The organism is Streptomyces sp. NPDC053426, from assembly GCF_055585405.1.
The window spans coordinates 14,261-29,664 of the sequence record NZ_JBVJKE010000016.1 but is presented as its reverse complement, the minus strand read 5'-3'; the positions used below and the strand labels follow the sequence as shown (position 1 = coordinate 29,664).

Annotated in this window: 12 protein-coding genes; 5 read left to right on the top strand and 7 right to left on the bottom strand. The window is 74.3% G+C overall.

Annotated elements, in window-relative coordinates; translation table 11 throughout:
• Positions 1-20: 20 nt before the first annotated feature.
• Positions 21-5,078, bottom strand: a complete 5,058-nt coding sequence (locus tag ACZ62B_RS28745) for a hypothetical protein (RefSeq protein WP_469692625.1) — start codon at positions 5,076-5,078, stop codon at positions 21-23.
• Positions 5,075-5,929, bottom strand: coding sequence for a DUF4132 domain-containing protein (locus ACZ62B_RS28740; protein ID WP_469692624.1), 855 nt, complete (start codon positions 5,927-5,929; stop codon positions 5,075-5,077). Before ACZ62B_RS28740 ends, ACZ62B_RS28745 begins: the two co-directional genes overlap by 4 nt.
• Positions 5,930-6,150: 221 nt before the next feature.
• On the opposite strand from ACZ62B_RS28740, the gene ACZ62B_RS28735 reads away from it, so the two are divergent.
• Complete coding sequence (locus ACZ62B_RS28735; protein WP_073934015.1) at positions 6,151-6,363, top strand: hypothetical protein; 213 nt, start codon at positions 6,151-6,153, stop codon at positions 6,361-6,363.
• A gap of 24 nt (positions 6,364-6,387) precedes the next feature.
• A complete protein-coding gene (locus ACZ62B_RS28730) occupies positions 6,388-7,059 on the top strand; it encodes a WD40 repeat domain-containing protein (protein ID WP_468722837.1) in 672 nt (223 codons plus the stop codon).
• 33 nt (positions 7,060-7,092) lie between these two features.
• Here ACZ62B_RS28730 and ACZ62B_RS28725 read toward each other — a convergent pair whose 3' ends face one another.
• On the bottom strand, positions 7,093-8,088 hold the full coding sequence (locus ACZ62B_RS28725) for an aldo/keto reductase (protein ID WP_344562405.1): 996 nt from the start codon (positions 8,086-8,088) through the stop codon (positions 7,093-7,095).
• Positions 8,089-8,215: 127 nt separating this feature from the next.
• Between ACZ62B_RS28725 and ACZ62B_RS28720 the strand changes: the two genes are divergently transcribed.
• Positions 8,216-9,064 (top strand): helix-turn-helix transcriptional regulator, encoded by an 849-nt coding sequence (locus ACZ62B_RS28720; RefSeq protein ID WP_469692621.1) that lies wholly within the window; start codon positions 8,216-8,218, stop codon positions 9,062-9,064.
• Positions 9,065-9,143: 79 nt separating this feature from the next.
• Positions 9,144-10,460 carry a hypothetical protein gene (locus ACZ62B_RS28715; protein WP_469692619.1) on the top strand — a complete coding sequence of 439 codons (1,317 nt, stop codon included), beginning with the start codon at positions 9,144-9,146 and terminating at the stop codon, positions 10,458-10,460.
• Positions 10,461-10,667: 207 nt separating this feature from the next.
• Here ACZ62B_RS28715 and ACZ62B_RS28710 read toward each other — a convergent pair whose 3' ends face one another.
• Positions 10,668-11,282, bottom strand: coding sequence for a DUF998 domain-containing protein (locus ACZ62B_RS28710; RefSeq protein ID WP_344562411.1), 615 nt, complete (start codon positions 11,280-11,282; stop codon positions 10,668-10,670).
• A gap of 116 nt (positions 11,283-11,398) precedes the next feature.
• Here ACZ62B_RS28710 and ACZ62B_RS28705 point away from each other — a divergent pair, with 116 nt between their 5' ends.
• Positions 11,399-12,229, top strand: coding sequence for an alpha/beta fold hydrolase (locus tag ACZ62B_RS28705; protein ID WP_468887017.1), 831 nt, complete (start codon positions 11,399-11,401; stop codon positions 12,227-12,229).
• A 28-nt stretch (positions 12,230-12,257) separates the two neighbouring features.
• On the opposite strand, the gene ACZ62B_RS28700 is transcribed toward ACZ62B_RS28705, so the two are convergent.
• The 3 genes from ACZ62B_RS28700 to ACZ62B_RS28690 form a co-directional block, all read right to left on the bottom strand.
• Positions 12,258-13,448, bottom strand: a complete 1,191-nt coding sequence (locus ACZ62B_RS28700) for an MFS transporter (RefSeq protein ID WP_344562415.1) — start codon at positions 13,446-13,448, stop codon at positions 12,258-12,260.
• A gap of 73 nt (positions 13,449-13,521) precedes the next feature.
• Positions 13,522-14,466, bottom strand: coding sequence for a carbohydrate ABC transporter permease (locus ACZ62B_RS28695; RefSeq protein WP_344562417.1), 945 nt, complete (start codon positions 14,464-14,466; stop codon positions 13,522-13,524).
• A 1-nt stretch (position 14,467) separates the two neighbouring features.
• Entirely contained in the window at positions 14,468-15,400 is a 933-nt protein-coding gene (locus ACZ62B_RS28690; RefSeq protein WP_344562419.1) for a carbohydrate ABC transporter permease, read from the bottom strand.
• Positions 15,401-15,404 lie beyond the last annotated feature (4 nt).

Below are 15,404 nucleotides of genomic sequence, written 5' to 3'. Positions count from 1 at the left end.
CGGGTGCGGGTGGACGGTGGTCATCGGCGGCGGCCCTTGCGGGTGGCGCGGGTGGTGAGTTCCTCGTAGGCGGGTGCGTCGCCGGCGCGGACGCGGTCCCAGGCGCGCGTGAACAGCTCGGGCACCGGCAGCAGCGGTACCGCGTGGGAGCTGTCGTGGACCGGGTAGAGGCCCTGCTTCCAGATCTCCACCGGCAGGGCGGGGGACTTCAGGTCGAGCCAGCCGCACGGCAGGAAGAGGGTGCGTCCGGCGCGGGCCCGCTTCGCCTCGACGACCAGGCCGGTGGCGGCCAGTTCGGCGCGGGCCTTCTTCGTGCGGGCGGGCTTCCAGCCGGTCCAGCGGGCGCGGTTGCGGTCCGTCGGGTCGGGCAGGGCCAGCAGTTGCAGGTAGAGCGCCGCCGCGTCCTCGCTCAGCCCGTGGGCCCCGGCGACCTCGGTGACCAGGCCGGGCACGCTCAGGGTGGGGTCCTGGGCGTATCCGGTGGGTCCTTCGGGGTCCGTTCCGGCCGCGAGGGCGCGGGCGAGTTCGTCGCCCAGGACGGTCCGCAGCGCCCGCATGCCGTCGCGCCGTCCGGGTCCGACGATTCCCTCGATCAGTCCGAACAGGGGGTCGTCCACCGAGCTGAGGGCGCTCGTACGGACCAGGACGGCCTCCTGGTCCCCGTACCAGGGGCGCAGCACCAGCGCCTCGCCGACGGGTGTCAGTCCGTGCGCGTCGGCGCCGCCGGTGGCGGGCAGCCCGTACGCCTTGCGCAGTTCGACGGCGGTCGACGTGCCCTTCTCGGTCCACTCCAGGTCGAGGTCGAGCAGCAGTGCGGGGTCCGCGACGCGGCGGCGCAGCGCGGTGAGCCCTCCGGGCAGGGCGGTGCGCAGGGGGTGTCCGTACGGCAGGGAGTAGGCGAGCCCGGCCAGGGCGGCCACGGCGCGCGTCAGGTGGTACCGGCCGGGCACGGCCCGGGGGTCCTCCGCCACGAGGTTGCCGTCCTTGTCGGGGCGCTGCACGGTGGTGCGGCTGATCCAGGGGGTGCGGTGCGGGTTGAGCACTTCCTCGACGGAGCCGGTGGACAGCCCTGCCAGGGAGAGCTCTCCGGCGAGGTCCTCGGGCAGGCGCACGACCCCGTCGAGGCGCTCGGCCCACACGCGGCCCGCCGCGTCCGTGTCCGGTCCGGCGGTCCACAGGTCGGCGGGGTTCCCGGGGAGGAGCGCGCCGATGAGCGCCAAGCGGTCGCCGGGTTCCAGCGAGCCCAGCAGCGCGTCGCCGAGCTGCTTCTGGCGCGGCTTCAGACCGGTCGCGGCGATCACCTCGTCGGTGAGCTGCGGCGGCCGCCCGGCGAGCAGCAGGGCCGCCTGCACCGGGCCCAGCCCGTCCCGCGTGGCGGCGGCCAGGGCGGCGGGCGCTTCCGGCTGCCAGGGCGCGGCGCCCTTGTCCCGGACGAGCGCGGTCACCGCGGCCAGCGCGTCGGCCGGGAACACCGGCGGGTGCGCGGTCTCCCGCTCCAGGGCGAAGTGCGCGACGGCGCCGAAGGCACCGGCCGGATCGTGGTCCAGGGCGAGCCAGTTGACCCGTCCGGTGCGGTGGTCGACGTTCTGGCAGCCGAGGACGACGACGGTACGGCCTTCCCGGCGCAGTACCTGGCCGACGCGCTCCTGCTTGTCGTGCGGCTCGCTCAGCACCACCTCGCGCAGCGCGCCCCCGGGCGCGGCGAGCGGGCCCTCCGTGATCGCCTCGAACAGCAGGAGCAGTGCCCGGCGGTGTGTCTCCGTCAGGGTGGGTGAGGCGGCGCGGTAGGCGAGCGGGCGCAGCGCGTCGAGCACGCTGGGCCACACCGCGCCGATGCCGGGGACGGTGAACTCGTCGCTGCGCCATCCGTCGGCGGTCCCGGCGGGCCGGGACGACGCGGCCAGGGGCTTGCCGTCGGCGGGCTTGCCGGACAGGACGTGGTTCACGGCGCGGATCTGCCGCAGGGTGCTCCAGCTCTGTCCGCCGCCCCACCAGCCGCGCAGGTCGGCGAGGCCGGAGGTCGCCTCGCGCAGCGTCTGTTCGTCGCCGTCCTCGGGGCTGTAGTCGGCGAACATGCCCTCGGTGCGCCTGCGTGCGGTCTTGGGCCGCTCGGCCGGAGGCGTGACGAAGGTGGCGACGGACGCCGCCAGGCGCAGCACCGCGTGCACGAGTGCGGCGACGCCGGTGAGCAGGTGCGGCTCGGTGAGGGCGGGCAGGGCGCGGGACACCGCGTCCCGCACGACCTCGTCGGCGGTGGGGACATCGGGCTTGGCGGTGGCGGCCCCCGCGGGGCCGGGCTGACCGGCGGTCCGCGGGGAGTCGGCCGGTGTCCCCGCCGCCGCGATCCTCGCCTGCCGCTCGGCCAGCGCCTCGGCGCCGGCGCGCAGCAGTTCCCGGGCCTGTTCGTCGCTCAGCGCCCGCAGGAGCGCCGAGGCGTTCTCGTCGCGCGGCCGCAGCGCGTGCCAGAAGTCGACCGGCGGTACGAGCCGCGTGCCGGCGGCGAACTCGCCGCCTCGCCCCAGCGGTGCCAGACGGCCCAGTTCCCGCACACCGGTGGTGTCGTCCGTCGTGTACAGGGCGATCTGACGGTGGTGGGCGACGACCAGGGGCTCGACGCCGCCGGGCAGCCGCAGGGCGCCGACCGGGACGCCCGGTGGCCGGCCGTGCGCCGCCGACAGGGTGACGGTCCGGCCGTCCGGGGTGCCGACGGTGGTGCGGGCCTCGTCGCCCTCGCCCTCGGTGCGCACCCAGCGGCCGAGGACCGTGCCGTCCGTGCCGAACGGGCTGTGCTCCAGGCCGGGTTGCAGGGGCAGTACCGCGCAGTGCTGCTGGAGCAGGGTGGCGTCGTCGCGGATGCCGGACCGCAGGAACGCGGGCAGCGAGGCACGGCCGTGCTCGCCGGTGGCCGGGTCGTACTCGAGCCACACCTGCCGCGTCCCCTGCCGTCCCTGGCGCCAGTACGAGGTGCCGTCCCCGAGGATGCGGCGCGCGGGCGGCAGGACCGTGTCGCCGGCGTGCAGGGCACGCCCGCCGGTGACGCGTCCGCCGTCCGGCAGCGGGATCGAGGTCTCGCCGGCGTCGCCGCTGCTGTACCAGTGCGGGAGCTTCTCGCCGCCCAGCGGGAACACCTCGGCCGGGCGGGCCGACCAGTAGCCGTACTGCTTGTCGTCCTGCCGCCACAGCACCAGCAGTTCGCCGTCGGTGTAGCGGAACGACGGCCGCTGCCAGCGGTCCAGTTCGACGGGCAGCCGCAGGTCGTGCTCCAGCAGGATGTCCTGCGGTCCCACGACGATCGCCTTGTGCCTGCGGGAGAGGATCAGGGCCGGCCACGCCTCGTGGACGGCGAGGTTGTCCTCCTTGTCGCGGCGGGTCTCGGCGTCGAGCCGTCGCAGCGCCTCCTCGAGGGCGGGCCAGCCCAGTTCGTCCGGGATGCCGGCGCGCAGGGTGTTGCCGAGCAGTGGCGCGATGTCGAACGCGGCGGCCCGGGCGACGGCCTCCGGGCTGATCCGTGCGGCGATCGTACGGAACGGGCGCAGCCGCTCGAGCGCCCCGCGGGCGTCCGCCAGACCGGCCGCGCCGTCCAGCTCGCCGGCGGCGTCGTCGAGCCACTCGCGGAGCACGTCGGCGAGCACGGGGTGACCGGCGATCCCCTCCAGCGTCCCCCCACCGGTGTGCCGACGGTGTTGGTTGCCGACGGCGTCGTAGAGCATGCGGCGGCCGTGCCGGTCCGCCGCGACGGCCGTCAGGTCGCGCCGTCCGGGCCGGGTGTCCTTCAGCCACCGGTCGAGGTCGAGGTGGACGTCCGTGCCGGCTCCGGGCGGGGCCAGCGGCACGTCCCGCGCCACGCACAGGTCCAGCAGGTCGAGGTCGGCGCCGGCGTGCCAGCGGCCGGTGAAGAGGTCGACGGGGCGGCCCTGGTCGCGCAGGCGCGCGGTCATGCGCTCCACCAGCACGAGGGTGGCGGGCGAGCGGTCGCTGACGGTGCCGCCGTGCTTGCGGTGCAGGGCCCAGCGGGTGAGCCAGTCCGCCGGGTCGGTCGCGTCCGCCGCCCCGTCCTCGCCCGTGAGCAGCCGGTCGGCGCCGGTCTCGGCGAGCAGCGCCAGCCAGAACTCGTCGTCCGCGGTGGAGCGGCCGAGACCGGCCGGCATGATCTCCAGCAGCCGGCCGCGTACGGCGGGCCGCTGTTCGGCGAGGACGACGAGCGTGGCCCGGTAGGTGTTCCAGAAGGAGGCGGGGGCGCGGACCGCCGCGGGCGACGCGAGCAGGTCCGCGACCAGGGCGCACTCCTCGGTGACCCGGTCCAGGCCGGCGGCCTTGATCAGGGCGCGGGCGTCCTGGGGCAGCGACGCGTACGGCGGCATGCCGGCCGCGCAGCGTTCCACGGTGAGCTGCCGGAACTGCGCCCAGGCGTCGGCCGGGGTGAGCCGGGCGGCGAGGGCCTTCACGTGCTCCTTGAGGGCCTTGACCGTCAGCGCCCCGGCGAAGGCGAACTCCAGGAACACGGCGCGCTGCCGCTCCTCGTCCACGGTCAGCGCGTGCACCCGCTCCGCCTCGCGGGCCTTGCCGAAGAACGCCGCCGCGTAGGTGGTGTTCTCGTGCTGGAGGAAGACGCGGGCGGCCTGCTCGTAGAAGGTGGGCAGGAAGTGCGGCACGGCACGGCCGAGCCGCTCGCCGAGCGCCTCGAAGCCGTCCTTGGCGTTGCCGGGGCGGGACTTGGCCTGCCGGGCGAGCCGTTCGACGTCCTTGACCAGCGCCAGCGCGTGGTGTCCGTTCGCCGGGTCGTTGACCAGCGCCCACGCGGGGAAGCCGAGGGTCTCCCGGCGCACCTGTCCGACCTCGCGGGTCTCCGGCTCGCGGGCCAGCCCGAGGAAGTCCAGGGCGAGGTCCTCCGCCTCGCCCAGCGTGCCCGGCACCAGCCGTACGACCTTCCGCCCGTCCAGCGCGGTGTGCGTGTACGTGCGGGCGGTGAGGACGTCGGCGTCCTCCCGGTCGGTGGTGCCCGGGGGCAGTACGGCGCCGGCGTCGAGCAGCGCGGCGGAGGTGGCCTCGTCGTAGGTGAATCCGTCGTACGTCGTCATGCCGCACGCTCCTCGTCCTCGATGTCGCGTCCGGCGTACAGCGCGGCCGCCATGCGCATGCCCTCCGACCAGGCCACCGGCCCGACCCGGCCGAGCTTCAGCACCCGGCCGGCCGGGTCGGTGAAGACCAGGGGGCCGGTCTCCGTCTCGTCGTAGCCGTCGTAGTCGCCGACCCACACCCGGGCCTCGACGGCGTGGCCGTCCTCCACCACGGAGCACACGGCGTGGCCGCCGCGCACGCGGTAGCCGAGCTGGGTCGCGCGGCCGTGCAGGAACCGCAGTTCCTTGAAGACGCCGCCCGCGTGGTCCTCGACGGAGGCGGCCTCGGCGTCGAGTGCCGCGGGCCGGTGCCACACCTCGCGGAAGAGCTGCTGGGCGCGCTGTTCGACGCCGAGCTCGACGGCGAACTCCCGCAGTTCCTCCAGGTCGTCGAGGAGCACGGGGTGCGGCAGGCGGACCAGGCCGGGGGTGAGGCGAACGGTGTCGCCGTCGAGGTCGACCAGGCCGAGGCCGCGCTCGGGGTCGGCGTCCCGCAGGAATCCGGCCACCGCGCCGTCCGCGCCCGTGACCACCAGGTCGCGGAGGGCGGCCTGCCAGGCGGGGTCCGGCCACACCCGCGCCAGCACCTCGAACGGCACCGGCAGCGAGCGCACCATCCACCGCTCCACATCGGCCAGGCACTGCCGTTCGTGCCGCTCCAGCCACTCGGTGAGCTGGCGCAGCCCCACCACCGCCGGATCGTCGGTGATCTTGGGCGGTACGGACTTCAGCCGCCGTCCGGCCGCGTTGCGGCACACCACCTTGCCGTCGTCGAGGGCGACCTCGTAGCCGCCTGCCGACACCCACCCCATGCGTGCCTCCCGCACCCGCGATGATCAAGTGACGGGAACTGTAGAGCAGGGCTCTGACAACGGGTCCCCGGGTCCTCGTCCCCGGGCGGGCGCCGCCGTGGCGCGGGACGGTGGAGCGGGGCCATCAGGGTGGTCGCAGGCCGTGTCGGGCGGCCGTCCCGGGGGCGGCTGGCCATCCTGGGTCGGTAGCGCGGCCCCTTCCGAGCGACAAGGAGCACGGCATGCCCACGGACCCGGTCGGACGATTCCTCGCGGCCCTGGACCCTCACCACCGGGAGGCCGTCAGCGGCAGACCGCGCGAGGAACAGGAACGGCTGGCGGCGGCCTGGGAACAGGAGCTGGAGGCCGACACCGAGCTCGACTCCCTCGACGAGTTGTCCCCGCCGGCGGCGGAGGCCGAGGCGGCCCGCCGCGTCCTGGACCGCGAGCACTGAGGCGTTCCGCGGTCAGTGGTGGGCGTGGGCGACGGCGTGGCCCTTGCCGCGGACGTCACCGAGCAGTACGCGCGTTCCGGAGCGGGTGGCCCGGACCGCGTACAGGTCCCCGCCCTGCCGCGCCTCGCCGTGGGCGGCCTCGTGACGGGCCGCCGGTTCGAGATCGCCGACGCGCCGCGGCGGGGACGGGAGCAGTGGCCGCTGAACCCTCTCGACCACCGCGCGGGCCGCGTCCGGCCGGTCCGTCTGCCGCGCGGGACGCGGAAAGGTCCCGGCCCCGGGGGCACGGGGGAGGTCGAGGACCTCGCGTACAGCCCGGACGGCTCGCTGCCGGCCGTCGCCGGGGCGGACGGCGTCCGTGTCCGGGACCCTCGCCCGCACACCGACCGGGGCCGGCTCACCGTTCACACGGACACCGTGCCGTGCGTCGCCTTCAGCCGCGACGGCACCGCCATCGCCACCGGCGGCCGGGACGGTACCGCGCGGCCGTGGGGCATCCCCCGCCGGGCGCCGAGGGCGACGCCGCGCGGGCACACCGGGCGGGTCCAGGGCGCCGTGTCCGACGGCGACGACACTTTGCACGCGGTCAGCCGTGGCGGCACCCGGCGCACCTGGGACCTGGAGCCGCACCGGGTGGCGGTACACGCGTGCGAGCGGATTCCGCCGCCGTCCCGGGCGTGCCGGGACGGCTGCTGACGCCGTCCGACGGGCCCCGCCGGGAAGCCGGGCTCAGTTGCCCACGCCGAGGTCGGCCATGAACGCGGCCGGATAGCGGTCGCCGCGGGCCGCGCCCATCGGTACCGCCTTCTCGATCTCGGCGAGGTCGTCCGCGGTGAGGCGGAGGTCCAGCGCGGGCAGCGCCTCGGTCAGCCGCTCTCGGGTGCGGGGGCCGACCAGCGGCACGATGTCCTCGCCCTGTGCGGCGACCCAGGCGATGGCCAGCTGGGCGACGGTGCACCCCTTCGCGTCGGCCACCCGGCGCAGCGCCTCCACGAGGGCGAGGTTGTGTTCCACGTTGCCGCCGGAGAACCGGGGGCTGAGCGCCCGGTGGTCACCGGTGCCGGTGCCGCGACCGGCGGTCCAGTGCCCGGAGATGAGGCCGCGGCCGAGGACGCCGTACGCGGTCAGGCCGATGCCGAGCTCCCGCAGCACGGGCAGGACGTCCGCCTCGACCGCGCGGGAGATCAGCGAGTACTCGATCTGCAGGTCGGTGACGGGGTGCACGGCGTGCGCCCGGCGGACCGTCGCCGCGTCGACCTCCGAGAGGCCGAGATGTCGTACGTACCCGGCGTCGATCAGCTCCTTGATCGCGCCCACGGTCTCCTCGATCGGTACCGCCGGGTCCAGCCGCGCGGGACGGTAGACGTCGATGTGGTCGGTGCCCAGCCGGGTCAGCGAGTAGGCGACGAAGCTCTTCACCGCCTCGGGACGGCCGTCGTACCCGCCCATGACCGGGGTCGGCCCGCTCAGCATGCCGAACTTGACGCTCAGCCGGTAGCTGTCCCGGTCGCGGCCCCGCAGGGCCTCGGCGAGCAGCAGTTCGTTGTGGCCCATGCCGTAGAAGTCACCCGTGTCGATCAGCGTGACGCCGGCCTCCAGCGCGGCGTGCACGGTGGCGATGCTCTCCGTGCGGTCGGCCGCGCCGTAGGCACCCGACATGCTCATCGCGCCGAGGCCCAGCGCGGAGACGGCCGGACCGTCGCTGCCCAGAGTGCGTGTCTGCATCGTGTTCTCCTTCGTGGTCGCTCCGTCACCCACCCTGCGCCGGTGCCGGGGCCACCGGGAGCGGAGCGTTCATCATGGGAGAGCCGCTCCCTGGATCGGCGGGTGCGCCGCGAGGGACCATGAGGCCATGCAACGTGAGGAACTCGCCGACTTCCTGCGCCGCCGCCGCGAGGCGATCCGCCCGGCCGACGTCGGCATCACCGACGGCCCCCGCCGCCGCACCGCCGGTCTGCGCCGGGAGGAGGTCGCGATGCTGGCGGGCATGTCGGTGGACTACGTCGTACGCATGGAGCAGGGCCGCAGCAGTCAGCCCTCCACGCAGTTGCTCGTCGCGCTGGCGCGTGCGCTGCGCCTCTCCGACGACGAGCGCGACCACCTGTTCCATCTGGCCGGTCACCGGCCCCCGCCCGCCGACGGGGTCGCCCGGCTGGCCCGGGCGGGTCTGGTGCGCATGCTCGACCTGCTCGGCGACACGCCGGCCCTGGTCATGTCCGACCTGGGGGAGGTCCTCGCGCAGAACCGGGCGTCGCTCCTGCTGATGAGCGACCTCACCGGCTTCTCCGGCGACCGCCGCTACATCGTTTACCGCTGGTTCACCGAACCGGCCGCCCGCGCCGTCGGCCCGGCCGAGGATGAGGAGTACTACGCCCGCCGGCTCGTGGCCGATCTGCGCGCGGTCGCCGGGCGCCGGGCCGGTGATCCCACGGTCACCGGCCTCGTCGAACGGCTGCGGGCCGCGAGCGCGCGCTTCCGCCGGCTCTGGGCGGAGCACGAGGTGGCGGTCCGGCGCGCCGACCGCAAGACGTTCCTGCACCCGCGGGTGGGCCGCCTGCTGATGGACTGCGAAACCCTGGTCACCCCCGATCAGCGACAGCAGTTGCTGGTGCTCACACCGGCGGACACCGAGGCCCGCGAGCGGCTGGAGCTGCTGCGGGTGCTCGGCAGCGAGGAGTTCCCCACGGGCACACCCCGCTGAAACGGCCGGCACACCGACTCGGCCCGGGCGCGGAACAATACGGTTGAGGGCGGCCGCGGTCGACGGAGAGGATCTGCGCATGTTCTCGCGCAGAAACCGCCGCCCCACCTCCCCGGACCTGGCCAAGGCCTGGGAGTGCCTCGACGCGGACGACGTTCCCGGCGCGCTGCGCCGACTGCGGCAGGCCGGCACGGCCCCCCTCGACCAGGTCGCCCTCGTCGTCGGGCGGGCCGCCCGGACGGCCGGGTTCGACGACCTCCAGGAGGCGGCCTCGGCGCTGGCCGCGCGCCCCGGCAAGGCCCGGGCGCTGTACGACTACGGGTACGCGTGCGTGGAACGCGGCGTGTCCTACCTGGCGGTCCCCGCCCTGCGCGAGGCGTTGCGGCTGGCTCCGGACTCCCCCGCGGTGCTGCGGGAACTGGTGTCGGCGTACGAGGACGAGGGCCGGCACCGCGACGCCGCCGACGCGCTGCTGGCGCACGAGGACGGCCTCACCGACTGGCCCGACCGCTATCTGCTGGTCTTCAACGCCGTCCTGGCCGGTGACCTGGACCTGGCCCGGCGTCAGCACGCGCTGCTGTCCGCCCCCGGCGACGCCGTGTGGCTGGAGGCACAAGGCCGGCAGAACCGTGTCCTGGAGCGCGCCGCGAGCGCCGGCGGGGCCGGTCCGCTGGACCGCGCGGACCTGCGCGGCTGGCAGTACGTGATGGGCGGCACCGTGCTCGGCACGATGTCCCCGTACGGGTACGACGCCGGGATGGCCGGCCGGTACGCCTGGCTCCAGGACACCCACGGCCAGTGTCTGCTCGGTCTGCTGCGGCTGCGGTCGGTGCTCGCCGCCGCGGACGTACGACCGCGCTCGGTGTCGCTGCTGCCGGACCGCGGGAGCAGGATCCTGGGACTGGCCGCCGCCGAGGTGCTGGACCTTCCGGCGGAGCCCTACGAGGCCGGCCGGCGGGACACCGTCGTCGTCGCCCACGACCTCGGCGCGACCGCCGACGAGCGGGAGGGCCCGCGGATACTGGAGCAGCTCCTGCACCGGACGCCGGGACAGGTGCTGCACGAACACGCCTGCTGCTGGACCGACCCGCCGGCCGTCACGGCCGACAGCGTCGCGCTGCTCCACCAGTCGGCGGTGGCCCCGTGGGCCGCCGGCCTGCGGCAGAGCGCCGACGGGGGCGTGGAGCCCGGCGAGCCGGACGAGCGGCCGGAGGCGGAGATCGCCGCGGAGATCGTGGGCGCCGACCCGACGCCGGACGAGGGCGACGGGTCGGCGCCCGCGGATCCGGTCGAACGGCTCACGGACTTCGTCTCGGCCGTACGCGGCACATGGCTGCGGGGCGACCGGTACCGCCTTCGGTCCTCCGGGCCGGTGGCCAGTTCACGGTTCCTCTGACCGGGTCCGCATCGACTCGGCCATGGCCTTGGCCGTGTCCCGGACGGCCGGGCCGGTGACGTGACCGGCCGGTTCGGTCGAGACGAGTCCGGGCTCGCGGACGACGAAGCACACGGTTCGAACACACGAACAGGGCGCCGTCCGCGGCGACGTCACGGGAACGGACGTCGTGCTGCCGCCCACCGGCCCGCACCTCACCGGCCCCCGTCAGTCCGGCCGACCCGCGGGCGACTCGTCGCCGTCCCCGGCATGGCGGAGGCAGGAGGTGACGACCACGAAGGGCCAGAGGGACTGAACGACCGTCACCACGCGTTCCGCGACGCCCGCCGCGCCGTGGCGGTGCATCTCGACGAGGAACCACACCGCGCCGACCACCATCGAGGCGGTCGCCACGGCCGAGGCCGCCGGCCGCAGCGCCCAGGGAGCGGCGCGGCCGCCGTCGGCGGCCAGCAGCGGCCACAGGGCCAGGAGCGCGAATCCGACCGCGGCCACCGAACCGTGGCGCAGCGACCCCCCGCTGCTCGGTGCCGGCAGCAGCGCCACCACCAGCGCCGCCACTCCCCCGCCGGCCAGCGCCACGCGTCCGGCCGTGGCCGCCGCCCGCAGCCCCCAGGCGGTGAGCAGATGGCAGGCGCCCAGGGCGAGAAGCGCCGCGGTCATCACCCAGGAGCCCGCGGCTCCATAGGCCGCCAGGACGCTGATCGTCTGGGTGACGGGGTCGTAGGCGGGTCCCTCCAGTGACGCCGCGATCACCCAGCCCGCGACGAGCAGGACGGGCGCGCACCCCGACGAGAAGAGGGCCCATCTGGGAACAGGCGACATCGAACCACCATAGAACGCACTTGACCACCCTTCGACGGACATAGCAGGAGATGAGGCGCGCCGGGCCGGAGCGTAAGGTGAGTGCCGTCGGTCCGGATCACGCGGAGGGATCACCCATGGGCACGGTCACCACCCCCGACGGCACGACCATCTTCTACAAGGACTGGGGTCCGCGCGACGGACAGCCGATCGTCTTCCACCACGGCTGGCCGCTCAGCGCCGACGACTGGGACAACCAGATGCTGTTCTTCCTCTCCCAGGGCTATCGCGTGATCGCCCACGACCGGCGTGGTCACGGGCGCTCCGGTCAGAGCGCGAGCGGCCACGAGATGGACACCTACGCCGCGGACGTGGCGGTGCTGACCGGCGTCCTCGATCTGCGGGGGGCCGTACACGTCGGGCACTCGACCGGCGGCGGAGAGGCCGCGCGGTACGTCGCGCGGGCCGAGCCCGGCCGGGTCGCGAAGGCGGTGCTGGTCGGCGCGGTTCCGCCGGTCATGGTCAAGTCCGAGAGCAATCCCGGCGGTCTGCCGATCGAGGTCTTCGACGGGTTCCGCGCGGCCCTGGCCGCCAACCGCGCGCAGTTCTTCATCGACGTGCCGTCGGGTCCGTTCTACGGATTCAACCGGCCCGGCGCGGAGGTCTCCCAGGGTCTGATCGACAACTGGTGGCGGCAGGGCATGACGGGGGCGGCCAACGCCCACTACGAGTGCATCAAGGCGTTCTCGGAGACCGACTTCACCGAGGACCTCAAGAAGATCGACGTCCCGGTCCTCGTCGCGCACGGCACCGACGACCAGATCGTTCCCTACGAGGACTCCGCGCCGTTGACGGTCAAGCTGCTGAAGCACGGCACCCTGAAGACCTACGAGGGGTACCCCCACGGCATGCTGTCGACCCATCCGGACGTCCTCAACCGCGACATCCTGGAATTCATCAGGTCCTAGCGCGGCCCCGTCCGGAGTGTGCCGGCGCTCACGCCCCCGCCGGCACCGGGTGGCGCAGGAGGTAGCCGGCCGCGGCCACGACGAGGGCTCCCATGCAGGCGATGAACACCAGCCCCGCGCCCTCCAGGCCCATCGGTCCGGTCAGCAGTCCCACGCCGACGACCGGCACCGAGATGCCCAGGTACGCCACCACGAACAGCGTCGAGATCACCGCCGCGCGCCGGTCCGGCGGGGACGCCTCGCTCACCGCGGACAGCGCGCCGCGGAACGCGAGCCCCTGGCCGAACCCTCCGGTGACCGCGCTCAGCACCACCAGCGCCAGCAGGTCCCAGTACAGCGCGCCCGCGAGCAGCGCCAGCCCGGCGAGGAGTCCGGCGCACCCCAGCGGCAGTGACCGGACCCTGCCGGCCCGGCCGGCGGCCAGCTGCCCGCCGGTCGAGGCGAAGAAGGCCAGCGCCACGACCAGTCCGCTCACGGCGTGGTCGGTCACGTCCAGGTAGCGCGCGAGGAAGGCCGGGCTGACGGAGGTGAACACGCCGAACAGCGCGAATCCCACGAACGAGGCGGTCGCCGCCGGGCCGAACACCGGCCGCACCCGCGGCGGCACGCCGGGCCGCCGCGGTCGTACGGTGTTCAGCGGGCGGCGCTCCGCCACGGTCTCCGGGAGCCGCAGCAGGACGGCGGCCGAGCAGGCCACCAGGGCGAGGTGCACGGCGAACGGCAGGTACAGCGGCCAGGGCGCGTACTCGGCGAGGACTCCGGCGAGCAGCGGGCCGCAGCCGAGGCCGCCCATGTTGGCTGCGGTGGCGACGAACGTGGCCCGGGAGGCTCCGCCGGGCGGCGCCGCCTCCATGACGTACGCCGTGGCGGCCCCGGTGAACAGTCCGGCGGAGAGCCCGGACAGCAGCCGTCCGGCGTACAGCAGGCCCAGCGCGGTGGCGCACAGGAAGCAGACGGCGCTCGCGGCCGCGCAGCCCAGGCCCCACAGCAGCACCGGGCGCCGGCCCACGGCGTCCGAGGCGTTGCCGGCCAGCAGCAGTACTCCGATGACCGCGAAGGCGTACACGGCGTAGACGACGGTGACCGTCAGCTCGGAGAAGCCGAACTTCTGCTGGTAGAGGGGGTAGAGCGGGGTCGGCAGCGTGGTGCCGGTCATGCACACCGCGAACACCGCACCGCCGAGCAGACACACCCGCCATCCGCGGTGATCACCGGTCATGCCCCGACGCTAACGCCTCACCCGGCCGCGGCCCCCTGCGGCACGCCACCGGCCGGGTGTCACCGGACCGGTGTCACTGACCGCCCAGGCCGGTCGTCGCCACGGACTTCACGATGTGCCGCTGGAAGAAGACGAACACCAGCACGAGGGGCAGTGCGGCCAGTACCGAGGAGGCCATCGTCTGGGCGTAGTTGACGCCGTAGGCGTCCTTCACCGCGGTGATGCCGACCGGCAGGGTCATCAGTGCCGGGTCGGACGTCGACACGAACGGCCACATGAAGTTGTTCCACGCGCCGATGAACACGAAGATCGACACCGCGGCGAGCATCGGGCGGGACAGCGGCAGCACCACCGACCAGAAGATCCGGGCGTGGCCGGCGCCGTCGATGCGGGCGGCTTCCTCCAGCTCGCGCGGGAGGGAGTCGAAGTGCTTCTTCAGGATGAAGACCATCACCGGCGCGACCGTCTGCGGCAGGATCACCGCCGCGTAGGTGTCCACCAGGTCCAGGGTGAGCATCTGCTGGAACCACGGCACGATCAGGAGCTGCGGCGGCACCAGGATCGACGCCATGGTGACGGTGAACAGCCACCGCCTGCCGCGGAACAGCGTGCGGGAGAAGGCGTAGCCGGCCATCGCGGACACGCCCACGGTGATGACGGTGACGGCCGCGGCGATGAAGAAGCTGTTCAGCATCCACAGGGGCAGGTCGCCGCGCTCGATCACGGTGCGGAAGCCGTCCAGGGTGAAGCCGCCCTGCGGCCAGATCCAGTGCAGTGGATCGCTGGCGTCCTGCTCGGACTTGAACGCCGTGAGCACCGCCCAGGCCATCGGCAGCAGCCAGATCAGCGCCATCACCGCGAGGGCCGCCAGGGCCAGGACGCGGGACAGCCGGCTCGGGCCGAGGGTGAGGTTGGGGCCGCGCCGCGGGGCCGGCCGGTCGCGCTGGGCCCGGCGTGCGGCGGGGAGCGGGGAGACCGAGCGGCGCGCGGGCCGTGTCGGGACGTCGATGGAGGTCATGTCACTTCTCCCTGCGGCGAAGGGCGACGAACTGCACGGCGGAGGCGAGGACGATGAGGGCGAAGAAGACGTAGGCGATGGCGGAGGCGTAGCCGAGGCGGTAGCCGGTGAAGCCCATGTCGTAGAGGTACTCGACGACGGGGCGGGTGGAGCCGTTGGGTCCGCCCTTGGTGAGCAGGTACACCTGGTCGAAGACCTTCAGCGAGGCGAGGACCTGCAGCACCGTGACCACGCCGGTGATGCGCCGCAGTTGCGGGAGCGTCACGTGCCACAGCCGCCGCCAGGCGCCGGCGCCGTCCAGGGCCGCCGCCTCGTACAGGTGGTCGGGCACGGCTTGCAGCGCGGCCAGGAACAGCAGGAAGTTGAAGCCGACGGTCCACCACAGGGTGGCGATCACGATGGCGTACAGGGCGACGGACTCGTCGCTCAGCCAGGCGTAGCCGTCCAGCCCGACCGCCCGCAGCAGGTGGTTGTAGAGGCCGAGGTCCGGCTGGTAGAGCCAGCCCCACAGCAGGCCGATCACACCGACCGGCAGCAGGTACGGGGCGAAGAACGCGAGCCGCCACACCCACTGTCCGGGCAGTCCGGTGTACACCAGCAGGGCCATGCCGAGGGCGACGACCACCAGGGGCACGGTGGAGACGACGGTGAACCACACGGTGTGCCACATGGTGCGCCACATCTCGGCGTCGCCGAGGGCCTCCGCGTAGTTGTCCAGTCCGATGAAGGACGGGTCCCGGGCGGCGAGCGAGGTGTCGGTGAGGCTCATCCAGACGCCCTGGACCAGCGGCCAGAGCATGAAGAGGACGAACAGGACGAGGAACGGCAGGGCGAAGAGGAGTCCCGGGGAGAAGGCGCGGCGCGGTGTCGCGCCGGGTCCTCGGGCGGGCCGGGCGGCCTTCGGACGGCCGCGGGAAGCGAGTTCGGTGGACATCTGC